Source organism: Thiobacillus sp. SCUT-2 (assembly GCF_035621355.1).
GTDB classification, from domain to species: domain Bacteria; phylum Pseudomonadota; class Gammaproteobacteria; order Burkholderiales; family Thiobacillaceae; genus Thiobacillus; species Thiobacillus sedimenti.
Genome location: NZ_CP141769.1, coordinates 608,855 through 624,388, shown reverse-complemented (window position 1 = coordinate 624,388; position 15,534 = coordinate 608,855). Strand labels below are relative to the sequence as shown.

20 protein-coding genes are annotated in these 15,534 nt (G+C 67.5%); 17 read left to right on the top strand and 3 right to left on the bottom strand.

Annotated elements, in window-relative coordinates:
• Window positions 1–10: 10 nt before the first annotated feature.
• Window positions 11–1,981, bottom strand: a complete 1,971-nt coding sequence (locus tag VA613_RS03050) for a monovalent cation:proton antiporter-2 (CPA2) family protein (RefSeq protein ID WP_324780390.1) — start codon at window positions 1,979–1,981, stop codon at window positions 11–13.
• Between the two features lie 47 nt (window positions 1,982–2,028).
• Here VA613_RS03050 and VA613_RS03045 point away from each other — a divergent pair, with 47 nt between their 5' ends.
• The 15 genes from VA613_RS03045 (at window position 2,029) to VA613_RS02975 (ending at window position 13,114) form a co-directional block, all read left to right on the top strand.
• Window positions 2,029–3,015 carry a KpsF/GutQ family sugar-phosphate isomerase gene (locus VA613_RS03045; RefSeq protein WP_324780389.1) on the top strand — a complete coding sequence of 329 codons (987 nt, stop codon included), beginning with the start codon at window positions 2,029–2,031 and terminating at the stop codon, window positions 3,013–3,015.
• Window positions 3,015–3,542, top strand: a complete 528-nt coding sequence (locus tag VA613_RS03040; protein ID WP_324780388.1) for a KdsC family phosphatase — start codon at window positions 3,015–3,017, stop codon at window positions 3,540–3,542. The genes VA613_RS03045 and VA613_RS03040 overlap by 1 nt, the downstream gene beginning before the upstream one ends.
• A 46-nt stretch (window positions 3,543–3,588) precedes the next feature.
• A complete protein-coding gene (gene lptC, locus VA613_RS03035) occupies window positions 3,589–4,161 on the top strand; it encodes an LPS export ABC transporter periplasmic protein LptC (RefSeq protein ID WP_324780387.1) in 573 nt (190 codons plus the stop codon).
• A gap of 3 nt (window positions 4,162–4,164) precedes the next feature.
• Complete coding sequence (lptA, locus tag VA613_RS03030; protein WP_324780386.1) at window positions 4,165–4,701, top strand: lipopolysaccharide transport periplasmic protein LptA; 537 nt, start codon at window positions 4,165–4,167, stop codon at window positions 4,699–4,701.
• Window positions 4,698–5,420 carry an LPS export ABC transporter ATP-binding protein gene (gene lptB, locus VA613_RS03025; RefSeq protein ID WP_324780385.1) on the top strand — a complete coding sequence of 241 codons (723 nt, stop codon included), beginning with the start codon at window positions 4,698–4,700 and terminating at the stop codon, window positions 5,418–5,420. Before lptA ends, lptB begins: the two co-directional genes overlap by 4 nt.
• 72 nt (window positions 5,421–5,492) lie before the next feature.
• Complete coding sequence (locus VA613_RS03020) at window positions 5,493–6,932, top strand: RNA polymerase factor sigma-54 (protein WP_324780384.1); 1,440 nt, start codon at window positions 5,493–5,495, stop codon at window positions 6,930–6,932.
• A 156-nt stretch (window positions 6,933–7,088) separates the two neighbouring features.
• A complete protein-coding gene (gene hpf, locus VA613_RS03015) occupies window positions 7,089–7,424 on the top strand; it encodes a ribosome hibernation-promoting factor, HPF/YfiA family (protein ID WP_324780383.1) in 336 nt (111 codons plus the stop codon).
• A 93-nt stretch (window positions 7,425–7,517) separates the two neighbouring features.
• A complete protein-coding gene (locus VA613_RS03010; RefSeq protein WP_324780382.1) occupies window positions 7,518–7,973 on the top strand; it encodes a PTS sugar transporter subunit IIA in 456 nt (151 codons plus the stop codon).
• Window positions 7,974–7,989: 16 nt separating this feature from the next.
• The gene (hprK, locus tag VA613_RS03005; RefSeq protein ID WP_324780381.1) at window positions 7,990–8,943 is read left to right on the top strand and encodes an HPr(Ser) kinase/phosphatase; all 954 of its coding nucleotides are present in this window, start codon (window positions 7,990–7,992) and stop codon (window positions 8,941–8,943) included.
• Entirely contained in the window at window positions 8,944–9,780 is an 837-nt protein-coding gene (gene rapZ / locus VA613_RS03000; protein WP_324780380.1) for an RNase adapter RapZ, read from the top strand.
• Window positions 9,777–10,142, top strand: a complete 366-nt coding sequence (locus VA613_RS02995; RefSeq protein ID WP_324780379.1) for a NusG domain II-containing protein — start codon at window positions 9,777–9,779, stop codon at window positions 10,140–10,142. The genes rapZ and VA613_RS02995 overlap by 4 nt, the downstream gene beginning before the upstream one ends.
• Window positions 10,123–10,686: a Gx transporter family protein gene (locus VA613_RS02990; protein WP_324780378.1), complete on the top strand. Its 564-nt coding sequence runs from the start codon at window positions 10,123–10,125 to the stop codon at window positions 10,684–10,686. Before VA613_RS02995 ends, VA613_RS02990 begins: the two co-directional genes overlap by 20 nt.
• 89 nt (window positions 10,687–10,775) lie before the next feature.
• On the top strand, window positions 10,776–11,393 hold the full coding sequence (locus VA613_RS02985; protein WP_324780377.1) for a flavin prenyltransferase UbiX: 618 nt from the start codon (window positions 10,776–10,778) through the stop codon (window positions 11,391–11,393).
• Window positions 11,390–11,971, top strand: coding sequence for an LON peptidase substrate-binding domain-containing protein (locus VA613_RS02980; protein ID WP_324780376.1), 582 nt, complete (start codon window positions 11,390–11,392; stop codon window positions 11,969–11,971). The genes VA613_RS02985 and VA613_RS02980 overlap by 4 nt, the downstream gene beginning before the upstream one ends.
• A 315-nt stretch (window positions 11,972–12,286) precedes the next feature.
• Window positions 12,287–13,114, top strand: coding sequence for an EDSAP-1 family PEP-CTERM protein (locus VA613_RS02975; RefSeq protein ID WP_324780375.1), 828 nt, complete (start codon window positions 12,287–12,289; stop codon window positions 13,112–13,114).
• A gap of 60 nt (window positions 13,115–13,174) precedes the next feature.
• Here the strand turns inward: VA613_RS02975 and VA613_RS02970 are convergent, their stop codons facing one another.
• Window positions 13,175–13,900: a tRNA threonylcarbamoyladenosine dehydratase gene (locus tag VA613_RS02970; RefSeq protein WP_324780374.1), complete on the bottom strand. Its 726-nt coding sequence runs from the start codon at window positions 13,898–13,900 to the stop codon at window positions 13,175–13,177.
• 16 nt (window positions 13,901–13,916) lie between these two features.
• On the opposite strand from VA613_RS02970, the gene VA613_RS02965 reads away from it, so the two are divergent.
• Together VA613_RS02965 and greB are read left to right on the top strand one after the other, a co-directional pair.
• Window positions 13,917–14,117, top strand: coding sequence for a DUF2905 domain-containing protein (locus VA613_RS02965; RefSeq protein ID WP_324780373.1), 201 nt, complete (start codon window positions 13,917–13,919; stop codon window positions 14,115–14,117).
• Window positions 14,114–14,674 (top strand): transcription elongation factor GreB, encoded by a 561-nt coding sequence (greB, locus tag VA613_RS02960; RefSeq protein WP_324780372.1) that lies wholly within the window; start codon window positions 14,114–14,116, stop codon window positions 14,672–14,674. The genes VA613_RS02965 and greB overlap by 4 nt, the downstream gene beginning before the upstream one ends.
• A 6-nt stretch (window positions 14,675–14,680) precedes the next feature.
• Here the strand turns inward: greB and VA613_RS02955 are convergent, their stop codons facing one another.
• Complete coding sequence (locus VA613_RS02955; protein ID WP_324780370.1) at window positions 14,681–15,523, bottom strand: co-chaperone YbbN; 843 nt, start codon at window positions 15,521–15,523, stop codon at window positions 14,681–14,683.
• Window positions 15,524–15,534 lie beyond the last annotated feature (11 nt).

The following is a 15,534-nucleotide window of genomic DNA, read 5'->3' as shown; positions in this document are numbered from 1 at the left end:
TTGTTGCCCCCTACCCCTGCAGCACCCTGAACTCGGCCGCCGCGAGTCCGTCTGCGGCGCCGCGCAGCACCAGCACGTCACCGACCTGGATGCGCGTATCGGGCTGCGGGTCGACGCCCTTGATGCCCTGGCGGCGGATCGCGACGACCTCCACCAGCAGGTCGTCGAGCTTCAGTTCCTCCAGCGTGTGGCCGGGCGCGGCCGCGCCCTGGGTGATCAGCACCGTGTGCAGGCGCGGCTGCGCGTCCTGGTCCAGTTCGTCGTCGACGTCGCTGGCGCCGCGGAAGAAGCCCCGCATCATCGCGTAGCGCGTTTCGCGGACGTCGCGGATGCGCTTCAGCACCTGGGACAGCGGCACGCCGAGGAGCATCAGGGCATGCGAGGCCAGCATCAGCGAGCCTTCCATCACCTCCGAGACGACCTCGGCCGCGCCCGCGGCCTTCAGCGCATCGATGTGCGTGTCGTCGATGGTGCGCACGATCACCGGCAGCTCCGGCCGCAGTTCCCGGACGTGGCGCAGGATCGCCATGCTCGAGTGGACGTCGGCGTAGGTCACGACCACGGCCTGCGCACGGCTGAGGCCGGCAGCGACCAGCACCTCGCGCCGGCTGGCGTCGCCGTAGACCACGGACACGCCGGACGCCGCCACCGCACGGATGCGCTCGGGATCGGAATCGAGCGCGATGAAGCTCAGCCCCTCGGCCTCCAGCAGCCGCGCCAGGTTCTGCCCGCTGCGCCCGTAGCCGCAGACGATCACGTGCTGGTTCTTGCCGAAGGTCTTGACCGCAATGTCGTGGACCTCCTTGGCGCGGCCCGCCCACTCGCTGCCGGCGATCAGCCGCGTCAACACGTCCATGCGATGGAAGACCAGCGGTGCGATCAGCATCGACACGACCATCGCCGCCAGCACCGGCTGGGTGATGCCGGCGCCGAGCAGATGCAGGTCCGCCGCCTGCGCCAGCAGCACGAAGCCGAATTCCCCCGCCTGCGCCAGCCCCAGCGCGGTGCGCACCGCGGTCGGGCGGCTGCTTCCGAAGGCCATCGCCAGCCCGGCGACCAGCGCCCCCTTGCCGACGAGAATCGCCATCACCAGCAGCAGCACGTCGCGCCAGTTGAGCAGCACCTGCATCAGGTCGAGCCGCATGCCGATGGTGACGAAGAACAGGCCGAGCAGCACGTCGCGGAAGGGCTTGATGTCGTCTTCCACCTGGTAGCGGTATTCGGTTTCGGAAATCAGCATGCCCGCGAGGAAGGCGCCCAGCGCCAGCGACAGCCCTGCGCTCTCGGTCAGGAAGGCAAGGCCGAGCGTGAACAGCAGCAGATTGAGCGTGAACAGCTCGGGCGACTTGTGGCCCGCCACCCACTGGAACCACGGCCGCATGATCCGCTGCCCGACGAACAGCAGGAAGCCGAGTACGGCGACCGCCTTCAGCGCAGCCAGCGCCAGCTTGGTCGCCATGGCGCCGGATTCCTGCGCAAAGGCCGGGATCAGGATCAGCAGCGGCACGACGGCGAGGTCCTGGAACAGCAGGGCGCCGAAGATCTGCCGGCCGTGCGGGGTCTGGAGTTCCAGGCGCTCGGCGAGCAGCTTCGACACGATCGCGGTCGACGACATCGACATGATGCCGCCCAGCGCCAGCGCGGCAAGCAGCGGCAGGTGCAGCAGCCAGGCGATCAGGGCCGTGAGGGCGATGGTGGCGACGACCTGCGCGCCGCCGAAGCCGAATACGGTCAGGCGCATCGTCATCAGGCGCGGCAGGCTGAATTCGAGGCCGACCGAGAACATCAGGAAGACGACGCCGAATTCGGCGAGGTAGCGCGCGTCCGGACGGTCCGGAATCCAGCCCAGTGCGAACGGCCCGATGGCGATGCCCGTCAGCAGGTAGCCGAGCATGGTCGGCAGCCGAAGGGCCCGCGCGGCAGCGGCCACCAGCACGGCCACGGCAAGCAGAATCAGGACGAGCTGGAGGCTGGAATGCATCGGGGAAAACGGGGTGGGACAGGCAGGCTTTAGTATACTTGCCGCCCATGCGTCCCCAAGCCACTTCGCCCGAACATTTGCTCGCCCTGGCGCGTCAGGTCCTCGAGATCGAGGCCGATGCGCTGCATGCGATATCGGCCCGCCTCGACGCCGGCTTTGCCGAGGCGGTGAACCTGATCCTGGCCTGCACCGGCCGCGTCGTGGTGTCGGGCATGGGCAAGTCGGGACATGTCGGCAGCAAGATCGCCGCCACCCTGGCCTCGACCGGAACGCCCGCGTTCTTCATGCACCCCGGCGAAGCCAGCCACGGCGACCTCGGCATGATCACCCACGACGACGTCGTGCTGGCGCTGTCGAACTCGGGCGAGAGCAGCGAGATCGTCAGCATCGTGCCGCTGATCAAGCGCCGCGGCGCCAAGCTCGTCGCAATGACCGGCAACGCGAATTCGACCATGGCGCGCGAGGCCGACGTCCATCTGAATGCCGGCGTCGACAAGGAAGCCTGCCCGCTCAACCTGGCCCCCACGGCAAGCACCACCGCCGCGCTCGCGCTGGGCGACGCGCTCGCCGTGGCGCTGCTCGACGCCCGCGGCTTCTCGGCCGACGACTTCGCGCGCACCCATCCGGGCGGCAGCCTCGGCCGCCGCCTGCTCATTCACGTGCGCGACGTCATGCACGGCGGCGACGCGCTGCCCCAGGTCGGCCTCGACGCGACGCTCAAGGCCGCGCTGTTCGAAATGACGCAGAAGGGCCTCGGCATGACCGCCGTGGTCGACGCCGCCGGAAAGGTGGCAGGCCTCTTCACCGACGGCGACCTGCGGCGCGCGCTGGAGCGCCCGCTCGATCTGCAGCAGTCGAAGATCGCCGACCTCATGACCCGAAACCCGAAGACGATCCGCGCGGACGAGCTCGCCGTCGCGGCGGTGGAAAAAATGGAAAGCCTCAAGATCAACGGCCTGCTGGTGGTCGACGAAAACAAGCTGCTGGTCGGCGCGCTCAACATGCACGACCTGCTGAAAGCGGGAGTGGTGTGATGACAGCCGACCTCCTCGCGCGCGCGCGAAAAATCAAGCTGATCGCCTTCGACGTCGACGGCGTCATGACCGACGGCACGCTGTTCCTCGCCGACGACGGCCAGGAATACAAGGGCTTCAACTCGCTGGACGGCCACGGCCTCAAGATGCTCAAGGGCAGCGGCGTCGAACTTGCCATCATCACCGGACGCAGCTCGCGCGTCGTCGAACACCGCGCGAAGAACCTCGGTATCGAAATCGTCCACCAGGGCGCGCACGACAAGCTGGCCGTCTACGAGTCGCTGTGCCGCGACCTGAAGATCGGCTGCGAAGCCACCGCCTACATGGGCGACGACGTGGTCGACCTCCCGGTCATGCGGCGCGCAGGCCTGGCCATCACGGTGCCGGCCGCACCCGACCTGGTCAAGGCCTACAGCCATTACACGACGACGCGCGAAGCCGGCCGCGGTGCGGTGCGCGAAGCCTGCGAGTTCCTGATGCGCGCGCAGGGGACGCTCGACGCGGCGCTGGCGCCGTATCTGAAATGACCGGTCGCACACGACGCGCAGCAGCTGCGCCCCGGCCGGGGACGGCATGATCTCGCGCGGAACGCTGTGGCTGCCGCTGGCCATCCTGCTGCTGCTGGGCATCCTGAGCTTCTGGATCGACCGCCTGGTGGAGACGCCGGGCAACGGCAATGCACCGACTCGCAGCGATCCCGAGGGCATCATGGAGAATTTCGACGCCATGCGCACCGACGCGACCGGCAAGCCGCACTATCGCCTGTCGGCCAAACGGCTGCGCCATTACGCAAACAGCAAGCGCACCGAGCTGGAATCGCCGCGCTTCGTCCAGCTGGATGAACAGTCGGGCGACGTCACCGCGGTGTCCCGCGAGGCGACCGTATCGCCGGACGGCAACGAGGTCGAGCTGCGCGGCGACGTGCAGGTGGAGCGTGCCGCCCGCCCCGGGCAGTCGCGCATGACGCTGCGCTCGGCGCGGCTGCTCGTTTATCCCGACCGCGATGAGCTGCGCTCGCCCGGGCCGGTCGAGATTCACGACGACACGCTCGATCTGCGCGCGAGCGCGATGGCATACGACGCCAGGCAACGCGTCCTCAGACTGACAGGGCGGGTGCATGCCCGCTACATTTCCGGGAAAGGCTGACCCATGAAACGATCCAGAACACGCCTCTGCGCGGCCCTGTTCGCCGGCCTGATGGCGAGTGCCGCCCATGCCGAGAAGGCCGACCGCGACAAGCCGGTGAACCTCGAGGCCGACACCGTCACCCTCGACGACATCCACAAGGTCAGCGTCTACCAGGGCAACGTGGTGTTGAGCCAGGGGACGATGCTGCTGCGCGCCGACCGGGTGCAGGTGACCCAGACCGCGGACGGACTCGACAAGGTTAGCGCCACCGGCCGTCCGGTGGCATTCCGCCAGAAGATGGACGGCCGCGACGAATACATCGAGGGCTTCGCCGACCGCATCGACTATGACGGCGCAACCAGCCAGCTCGAACTGATCGGGCAGGCCATGCTGCGGCGCGGCGGCGACGAACTGCGCGGTGCCCAGATTTCGTACAACGCCAACACCGAGTTCTACAAGGTCGTCGGCCAGCCCGGCGCGAAGACGCCGAGCGGACGGGTGCGCGCCGTCATCCGTCCGAAGCCGCGTACTGCGCCCCAGCCGCCCGCGAAGCCATGAGCGAGATCATCGCCCAGGGCCTGCGCAAGACGTACGGCAAGCGCACCGTCGTCCACGACGTGTCGTTCGAGGTCAAGAGCGGCGAGGTCGTCGGCCTGCTCGGGCCCAACGGTGCCGGCAAGACCACCTGCTTCTACATGGTGGTCGGACTGGTCGCGGCCGACGGCGGCACGGTCCAGATGGATTCGCACGACCTCACCCACATGCCGATCCATCAGCGCGCCCGGCTGGGCCTCTCCTACCTGCCGCAGGAGCCGTCGATCTTCCGCAAGATGACGGTGGAGGAAAACATCCGCGCCATTCTCGAACTGAAGCCCTACGGCAAGGCCGAACGCGAGGAGCATCTCGAGAACCTGCTGGAGGACCTGCATATCGCCCACCTGCGCGAGGCCTCCGCCGTCAGCCTCTCCGGCGGCGAGCGCCGGCGCGTGGAAATCGCGCGCGCGCTGGCGATCAACCCGCGCTTCATCCTGCTCGACGAACCGTTTGCCGGCGTCGACCCGATCGCCGTCCTCGACATCCAGAAGCTCGTGCATTTCCTCGTCGAGCGCGACATCGGCGTGCTGATCACCGACCACAACGTGCGCGAAACGCTCGGCATCTGCAACCGTGCCTACATCATCAGCGAAGGTCGGGTGCTGATCGCGGGGACGCCCGAGGTGATCATTCAGGACGACAACGCCCGCAGGGTGTACCTCGGCGAAAATTTCCGCCTCTGATTCCGCCCCCCGGAAATCGAATCGCGCTAAACTTGGCTCAAGTCGGCATGCTTCTTGCCGTAGTCAAGTTTCATGAAACACAGTCTTCAACTCAAGCTTGGGCAACATCTCACGCTGACGCCCCAGCTGCAGCAGTCGATCCGACTGCTGCAGCTGTCGACGCTGGAACTCAACCAGGAACTCGAGCAGATGCTGCAGGACAATCCCCTCCTCGAGCGCGAGGACGAGGATGAGTCCGCCTATGCGACGCCGGACGAGGCGGGCGCCGCTGCGGGCGAGGCCGAAGGTCAGGGCACGACGGAGGCGGCCCAGCCCGACCATCCGGAAGGCGAGCCCTCCACGGCCCTCGACGAGGCCGACTGGAACGACTACAGCGCCGCGAGCGGCGACGAGGAAGACAGCGATTTCGCCCACGGCGCCATCTCCGGCGCGACCCTCCGCGAGCACCTGTTCAACCAGCTGATCGTCAGCCCGCTCACGCTGCGCGACCGCACCCTGGTCGCCGCGCTGATCGACGACCTGGACGAGGCGGGCTTCCTGACCCAGCCGCTGGAGGACATCGCCGCCAGCCTCACGGGCGAGATCGAGGACCTCGAACCCGAGGAACTCGAGACGGCGCTCAAGCACCTGCAGAACATGGACCCGACCGGCGTCGGCGCGCGCAGCCTGGCCGAGTGCCTGACGCTCCAGCTGCGCGCCCTGCCCGCGGACACGCCGGCGCGCGACGCGGCGATGCGGCTGACGACGCATTACCTGGATCTGCTCGCGGCCCGCGACGTGGGGAAGCTGAAGAAGATGCTCGGCATCGACGACGCCACCCTGCGCACCGCGCGCGCGCTGATCCTGTCGCTCAACCCGCGGCCCGGCACGGCCTTCGGGCGCGACGAGACGCACTACGTCATCCCCGATGTCTACGTGCGCAAGGTCAAGGGCATGTGGATCGCCAGCCTCAACGCCGACGCCATGCCCAAGCTGCGCGTCAATCGCGTCTATGCCGACATCCTGGCCCGCCACCGTGAAGCCGGCGGCAGCCAGCTTGCCAGCCAGCTGCAGGAGGCGCGCTGGCTGATCAAGAACGTGCAGCAGCGCTTCGACACGATCCTGCGCGTCTCCCAGGCCATCGTCGACCGCCAGAAGCAGTTCTTCGAGCACGGCGAGGTCGCGATGCGCCCGCTGGTGCTGCGCGAAATCGCCGAAGCCGTCGACTTGCACGAGTCGACCATCTCCCGCGTCACCACGCAGAAATACATGATGACGCCGCGCGGCCTGTACGAACTGAAATATTTCTTCGGCAGCCACGTCGCCACCGACAGTGGCGGCGCCTGTTCGTCGACGGCCATCCGCGCCCTGATCAAGCAGCTGGTTGCGGCCGAGAATGCCAGGAAGCCGCTGTCCGACGGCCAGCTCGCCGAGGTGCTCGGGCAGCAGGGCATCGTGGTGGCGCGCCGCACGGTCGCCAAATACCGCGAGTCGCTGCAGATTCCGCCCGCCAACATGCGCCGGGCGCTGTGATCCGGCTGGCGTTTCCGGCCGTCGCGTCCGGCTGCCGGGAATGCGCTTGAACGCACCGCGCTTTCGTCCCACAATCAAATCGGGCGTGTTCGATCGCCCCCGGAAGCCCGATCGTGGATCGCCTTCCGGTTCTTCCATGCAGACCAAGGAGGCGCTATGAATTTGACGATTTCCGGCCATCATCTGGACGTGACCCCGGCCATCCGCGGGTACGTGGCCGACAAGCTTGACCGTGTCAAGCGCCACTTCGACCACGTCATCAATGTCAGCGTGATCATGCAGGTGGAAAAGCTGGTGCACAGGGTCGAAGCCAACCTGCACGTCAAAGGGCATGACTTTCATGCCCACAGCGAGGACGGCAACATGTATGCCGCGATCGATCTGCTCGCCGACAAGCTGGATCGCCAGATCGTCCGGCACAAGGAGAAGACCTCCGACGTCCATCAGGAGGGCGGCGGGCTGAAGCATCGGCCCTCGGAAACGCCCGCCTGACGGCCGCGCACCCGGCCCCCGAAGGCCCCTCGCCGGCCTTCGGGCGTATAATCCGCAGCAGCCGGACTCCCCCTTCCCCGGCCGCGCACAGGCATGAACCTAATCGCCCCTCTCATCGCTCCCGACACGACCTTGCTGGATATCAGCTTCACCAGCAAGAAGAAGCTGTTCGAACACGCGGCGGACCTGTTCGCCCAGACCCGCGGCCTCAAGGCCGCCGACATCTTCACCAGCCTCTTCGAACGCGAACGCCTCGGATCGACCGCGCTCGGCCACGGCATCGCGATCCCGCACGGGCGCATCAAGGGCCTGAAGGACGCATGCGGCGCCTTCTACCGGCTCAAGACGCCGCTCGAATTCGATGCCCCGGACAACCAGCCGGTGACGCTCTGCTTCATCCTGCTGGTTCCCAAGGATGCCAACGAACAGCACCTGCAGATCCTCGGCGAACTCGCCCACTTGTTCGGCGACGCGGGAATGCGCGCCCGAATGCTGGACGCGGACAGCCCCTCGGCGTTGCTGACGCTGCTCGATTCCTGGTCGAGTTGAGCGCACGGGCCGGCGCATGGACGAACTGCTGAGCCACGTGTCGGTCGAGACGCTGTTCCGCGACATGGCGGAACAGGTCGGCCTGCAATGGCTCGCCGGCCGCACCGGCGGCGGTCGCACGCTGTCGTCGGAAACCATCCAGAAGCCCACGCTCGCCCTCATCGGCCACCTGAATTTCGTCCATCCCAACCGGGTGCAGGTGCTCGGCTGCGCCGAGATGGACTACCTGCGCGGTCTCTCCGCGACGGGCCTGCAGGAGGCCATCGACCACCTGTTCTCGAACGATCTTGCGGCCATCGTCGTTTCGAACGGCGAGGCGGTGCCGCCGCCGCTGCGCGAAGCGGCCGAGCGCACCGGCACGCCCCTCTTCACGTCGTCCCTCGCCAGCCCGATCCTGATGTCCTTCCTGGGCCATTACCTGACGCAGCGCCTCGCCGAAACCACCTCGCAGCACGGCGTCTTCCTCGAGGTGCTGGGGCAGGGCGTGCTGGTCAAGGGCGACGCCGGCGTCGGCAAGAGCGAACTGGCCCTCGAGCTCATCACCCGCGGCCACCGGCTGGTGGCCGACGACGTCGTCGAACTCAAGCATGTCGCGCCGGAAACGCTGGAGGGCAACTGTCCAACGCTGCTGCGCGACTTTCTCGAGGTCCGCGGCCTCGGCATCCTCAACATCCGCTTCCTGTTCGGCGAGACGGCCGTGAAGCGGCAGAAGAACCTCAAGCTGATCGTCGAGCTGGTGCATCCGCAGGAGATCGGGGAAGTCGGTCTCAATCGGCTCGACATGGTGGCGTCGACGGAGAACATCCTCGGCGTCGCCATCCCCAAGGTGCGGATTCCCGTTGCGGCCGGCCGCAACCTCGCGGTGCTGGTCGAGGTCGCCGTGCGCAACCACATCCTGAAGAGCCGCGGCATCAATCCGGTCGAGCAGTTCATCAAGCGCCAGCAGGCCGCCATCGACGGGGGGGATTGAATGCAGATCGTCCTGGTTTCGGGCCTGTCGGGGTCGGGCAAGAGCATCGCGATCGCGGTGCTCGAGGACGTCGGTTATTACTGCGTCGACAACCTGCCGCTGGCGATGCTGCAGCCGCTGGTCGACCATCTGCGGCACGAAGGGCACGATCGCCTCGCCATCGCGATCGATGCGCGCAGCGGTGCGAGTTTCAGCCAGCTGCCGCAGATCGTCGACACCCTCCGTGCGCAAGGCGCCGACCTGCGGGTCATCTTCCTCGAGGCCAAGACGCTGACGCTGGTCCAGCGCTTTTCCGAAACGCGCCGACGCCACCCGCTGTCGAGCGATACCGTCTCGCTGCAGGAGGCCATCCAGCTCGAGCGCGAAACCCTCGCCGACATCGCCTCGCTGGGCCACCGCATCGACACCAGCGACCTGTCCGCGTCGGCGCTGCGCCTGTGGATCAAGGACCTGATCGGCCTCGATCGCTCGCGCATCACGCTGCTGTTCGAGTCGTTCGGCTTCAAGCACGGCATTCCGCTCGACGCCGATCTGGTGTTCGACGTGCGCTGCCTGCCGAATCCGCACTACGTCGCCGAGCTGCGCCCGCTCACCGGGCGCGACCAGCCGGTGAAGGACTACATCGAGGCCAGCCCCAACGCGATGGCGCTGCTGGCGGATATCCGCGGCTTCGTCGAAAACTGGCTGCCGTGCTTCATCCGCGACCATCGCGCCTACCTGACGGTCGCGATCGGCTGCACCGGCGGCCAGCACCGCAGCGTCTATTTCGCGGAGACGCTGGCGGCGGCCTTCCGCGAACGCGAACAGGTGCTGGTTCGGCACCGCGAGCTGTCATGATGGACCTGCGTGCCGGCGACGTGGGCGTGCTGCTGGCCGGCGCCGGCGTCGTCGTCACGCTGGCGGTGTGGGGCTGGGGCGGCGCGCACGGCGACACCGTCGTCATCCGCGCGGCCGGCAAGGTCATCGAGACGGCGTCGCTGACGCGCGCCCGGACCTATGCCGTCCAGGGCCCGCTCGGCACCACCGAGATCGAGATCAGGCCGGGTCGCGCACGCATCGCACGCGACCCCTCGCCCCGCCAGCTCTGCGTCAAGCAGGGCTGGCTCACGCAGGCCGGCCAGGCGGCCCTCTGCCTGCCCAACCAGGTCAGCCTCGAAATCCGCGGCCGCGCCGTCGCCTATGACACGCTCGGCTATTGACCTGCCGATCACCGACGACGACCGCCGCATCGCGCGGCTGGCGGCGCTCGCGATCGGCCTGACGCTCGCCGAGGCCGCACTGCCGAGCCCGATTCCGGGCGTGAAGCCGGGGCTCGCCAACATCGTCATCCTGCTGGTGCTGCTCCAGCACGGCTGGCGGGCGGCCGCGTGGGTGTCCGGACTGCGTGTGCTCGCGGGCGGACTGCTGCTCGGCAGCCTGTTCGCACCGGGGTTCTGGCTGTCGCTCTGCGGCGCGCTGGCGAGCCTGTCGGTGCTGGCGCTGGCGCGCCATCTGCCGACCCGCCATTTCGGCCCCGTCAGCCTGTCGGTGCTGGCCGCCTTCGGCCATATCGGCGGCCAGCTCGCGCTGGTCGGTGCGTGGCTGCTGCCCGCCGCCGCGCTGATCAAGCTGATGCCGGTATTCGCTGCCGCCGCCCTCGTCTTCGGCACGGTCAACGGCCTGCTCGTGGCACGCATGCTCGCCGCGCCCGGGAACGACGCAGCGGAGCTGTCCGGCATCGCGACAGGCGCCCGCGACGGGTAGGCCGACGCACGGCGAAAACGTGCGCGCTGGCCGCGTCCGGCCGCACTCCGCAGTGGATTATTGGCGGCATCCGGGCGACAATCCGTGCCATGCATGCTCCCCTCAATACCGTCACCCTCGCGCTTTCCGGCGCATCCGGCATGGCCTACGGCCTGCGTCTCCTCGAATGCCTGCTGGCGGCCGACCTGAATGTCTATCTGCTGGTCTCGCAGGCCGCCCACATCGTCGCCAAGCAGGAGCTCGGTGTGGCGCTGCCCGCGCGCGCCGGTGATCTCGAAAACCAACTGTCCGAAGCGCTGAACGCAGGCGACGGCCAGCTTCGCGTATTCGGCCGCGAGGACTGGAACGCCCCGGTCGCCTCCGGCTCCAACCCCGCCGACGCGATGGTGATCTGCCCGTGCTCGATGGGCACCGTCGCCGCCATCGCGCACGGCCTGTCCGACAACCTGATCGAGCGCGCCGCCGACGTGATGCTGAAGGAGCAGCGCAAGCTCATCCTCGTCCCGCGCGAAGCTCCGTTCTCCACGTTGCATCTGGAGAACATGCTCGCGCTGTCGCGGATGAACGCGGTCATCCTGCCCGCCAATCCCGGCTTCTACCACCGGCCGCAGTCGGTCGAGGACATGGTCGATTTCATCGTCGCGCGCATCCTCGACCAGCTGGGCATCCAGCACGCGCTGACGGAGCGCTGGGGCGAGAATCGGTGAGCACGACGCTTCCACTGTTCCCGCTCAACACCGTCGTGTTCCCCGGCGGGCGCCTGCCGCTGCGGATCTTCGAGCAGCGCTACCTCGAGATGGTGAAGCAGGCCATCGCCGACGATGCACCCTTCGGCATCTGCGCCATTCGCGAAGGCAGCGAAACCGGCTCCCCGGCGCTGCCCTACATGGTGGGTACCCGGGTGCGCATCACCGAATGGGACATGCCGGAGACCGGCATCCTGCATATCGACACCGAGGCGCAGGAACGCTTCGTCATCCGCCATCTCCGCAGCGAACCGAGCGGCCTGCTGATCGGCGAGGTGGACGCCGTGAGCGCGGAGGCGGCAGTGGCCGTGCCGTCCGACCTTGCACTCGTCGTCGAGATCCTGCGGCACATCGTCGACGAACACGGCGCGGCGCGCTTTCCCGAGCCGCACGCGTTCGACGACGCAGCGTGGGTGGGCTACCGGCTCTCCGAGGTATTGCCGCTCAAGCTCTCGACCAAGCAGAACCTGCTGGAAATGAACGACAGCGTGACCCGCCTGCACATCCTCGCGGGCTTCATCCGCAAGCAGATCAACTGAGGGCGGCGACGGGCGCCTCAACCAGCGCCCGCGGGAATGGACGACGTTTCGCGCCGCCCCGCAAGGCATCGCCGACGTCGGCGCGGACCGCAGCGACGACGCATTTGAGACGGCACCCCGCACCCCGATCGGGCGAACGCGGCTAGCCATTCAAGCCGGATCAGGCTTGTCGGTTTTCTTTACATCCCCATCCGGCAGAAGACGAATATTTCCTTAAGAAACAATGGCATACCAAAAATGGCATGAAACTTGCTGAGGCTATTTAGAATAATTAGCAAATATTGACCAGCGATATCTCTCTGGAGGAGACAGCACGTGAAACTGCACGCCTTGGCCCTGGCCGCCGTCCTTGCACTCGCAAATGCCCCTGCGCAGGCGAGTACCTACGCCGTTTCCTACAACACGATCAGCAACTTCGGCCTGACGTTTAGCGGCCCGGGCACCCTGAGTCCTTTCACCTTTTCCACCAGTGTCGCGGCCCAAGGGGTCCTGTCGGATACGAACTTCGGCACAAATGACGCACCTGCCGCATGCGTCGGCACATTTTGCAGCGCGTTCAACAACAGCTTCGCCGCCCACGGTTCGGGCAGCGACTACGCCTACGGCGACGCACTGATCGGAAGCGGCAACGTGCTGGCCGGCACGGGATCCGCTTCAAGCATCGGCGAAATATCGGCCGGGCCGGCGGGGTTCGCATCGGGCTCGAACAGCATGGTCGCCAGCTTCCTGCTGTCTGCGCCGGGCACCGTTTCATTTGCCTTCAATGCGCTTCCTTATATGCAGGTCGCAGGCGCCGGAAACGCCTTTACCACCATGACCATCGCGATCAGCGATGCATTGGGGCATCAGGTGTTCAGTTGGGCGCCCGACGGGGTGACCGGCTCGGGGATCACGGGAGGGACGGAAACGAGCGACAGCCACAACCTGAATTTCGGGATCGCCTCGGGCGTGACGTACAACCCCTCCGCGGGCAGCTTCGCCGCCACCACGGGCAGCCTGGCGGGCGGCGCCTATACGCTGAACATCTCCATGACGAACCAGGTCACCGCCGTACCCGAGCCTGAGACCTGGGCCATGCTGCTCGTGGGCGTGGGCCTGGTCGCCCTGCGCGCCCGCCGGAAAGTTCAGTCCGAATCCATCTGAGGCGAATTTCGTCGCGCCTTGCAGAACGCCGGCCCGTCCGGCGTTTTTCTCGCCCGCCGTTCAGGCGGCGATCAGCCGCTGCACCACCGCGCCCGCCAGCATCAGTCCGAACAGCGGCGGCATGTAGCTGATGGTGCCGTTGACGGCGCGGTCGCGGCCGCGCCCCTCGACCGGTTGCGGCGGCAGCGGCGTGCGCCCGGGCTCGTCGGAAAACACCGTGAGTACGCCTTTCGGAATGCCGCGCTTCCGGAGCCGTTTGCGCATGACCGACGCGAGTGGGCACATCTCCGTCTTCGAAATGTCGGCGATGCGGATGCGGGTCGGGTCGAGCTTGTTGCCCGCGCCCATGCTGGAGGCGACCCGCAAGCCGCGTTCGACGCTGCTGGCGACGAGCGCGACCTTGCAGTTCAGCGAATCGATGCAGTCGATGACGAAGTCGACGTCGGCCGGAACGATGTCGGCGACGGTCTCCGGAATCAGGAATTCGCGGATCACGTTGAGCTCGCACGACGGATTGATGTCACGGATCCGCGCCGCCATCAGCTCGGCTTTCGGCTGCCCCACCGTGGACAGCAGCGCAGGCAGCTGACGGTTGATGTTCGATACCGCGACCACGTCGTGATCGATGAGGGTCAGCCGCCCGACCCCCGCGCGCGCGAGCGCCTCGGCGCAATACGAGCCGACGCCGCCGAGCCCCGCCACCAGCACGTGCGCGCCGGCGAGGCGCATCTGTTCGTCGGCATCGAGCAGGATGCGGGTGCGTTCGAACTGCGGCAGGGCGTCCATCGGTTAAAATTTCCTCATGCTGAAATGGTTGCTCACACTGGTTGCAGCGCTGCTGGTGCTCGGCCTGCTGACGCCCTGGCTGGAACGCCTCGGCCTCGGACGACTGCCGGGCGACGTGCGGGTGAAGCGTGCGCGCGGCACATTCTACTTCCCCTTCACCAGCGTCATCCTGATGTCGCTGCTTCTCACCCTGCTTGCCCACCTGTTTGGCCGATGAACAAGGCATTCGTCAAGGAATCCGATGCCCCCGAGGCCGACGACGAGGACGTCGCCGCGCCCGCGTTGCCCGCCGGCTCGAAGAACTACATGACGCCAGCCGGCTACGCGCGGCTCGACGCCGAATTCAACCAGCTGTGGAAGGTCGAGCGGCCGAAGCTGGTCGAAACCATCGCCTGGGCCGCAAGCAACGGCGACCGCTCGGAAAACGGCGACTACATCTACGGCAAGAAGCGCCTGCGCGAGGTCGACCGGCGCATCCGCTTCCTCTCCAAGCGCCTCGAGCACGCCGAGGTCGTCGACCCGGCGACGCGCGAGGAGACCGACCAGGTGTTCTTCGGCGCGACCGTCACCGTTGCGGATGCCGACGGCAAGGAGGCGACCTATGCCATCGTCGGCATCGACGAGGCCGATGCCGGGCGCGGCCGCATCGCGTGGATTTCGCCGATGGCGCGGGCGCTGCTGAAGGCGCGCGAAGGCGACAGCGTCAGCGTGCAGACACCGGAAGGCCGGCGCGAGGTGGAGATCGTCGAGGTGCGCTACGTGCCGCTCGACTGAGCCGGACTAGTTCAGCGCACTCGCCAGCATGCGCCGGTAGCGGCTCACGAGCTCGCCGCCGCCGAGCAGGTTGAACACCGACAGCAGGGTCTTGCGGCCGACGTCGTCGCCGAAGCTGCGGTCGCGCCGCACGATTTCCAGCAGTTGCTCCATGCCCGGCTCGTACCGGCCGGCGGCAATCAGCAGGTTGGCGAGTGACAGGCGCGCGTCGAGGTCGTTCTCGTTCGCGGCCACGCGCGCGCGCAGCGCCGCATCGTCCGCGCCCGCGGCGCCGGCGAACTGCAGCCGCGCCTTCAGCTGCGCCGCGCGCGGATCGGCGTCGGCAGGCACGCTGGCGATCAGGCGCTCCGCCTCACCCGTCTCGTTGAGGTCGAGCATGATCTCGGCGGCGTCGAGGCGCACGCCGACGTCATGCGGATCGAGCTTCGACGCCTCGGCGAGCAGCCGCAAGGCGCCCGACAGATCGCCCGCCATGCGCGCATCCGCCGCCTGCGCGCGCAGTTCGTCGGCCGGGCTGGGAATGAGGCGATCGAGAAAGGCCCGAACCTCGCCTTCCGGCAGCGCGCCGGAAAACTCGTCGACCATCTGGCCGTCCACGAACGCCTTGACGCTGGGAATGCCGCGCACCCCATGGCGCGCCGCGAGCTCCTGGTTGTCGTCGGAATTGATCTTGGCCAGCAGGAACTTGCCGCCGTATTCGGCCGCGAGCTTCTCCAGGATCGGCTTCAGCGATTTGCAGGGGCCGCACCACGGCGCCCAGAAATCGACCACCACCGGGCGGCGCTTCGATTCTTCGAGGACGTTCTGGGTGAAGTCGGCGAGGCCGACGTCGAGTGCGTGTTCGGACATGGAGCCTCCGC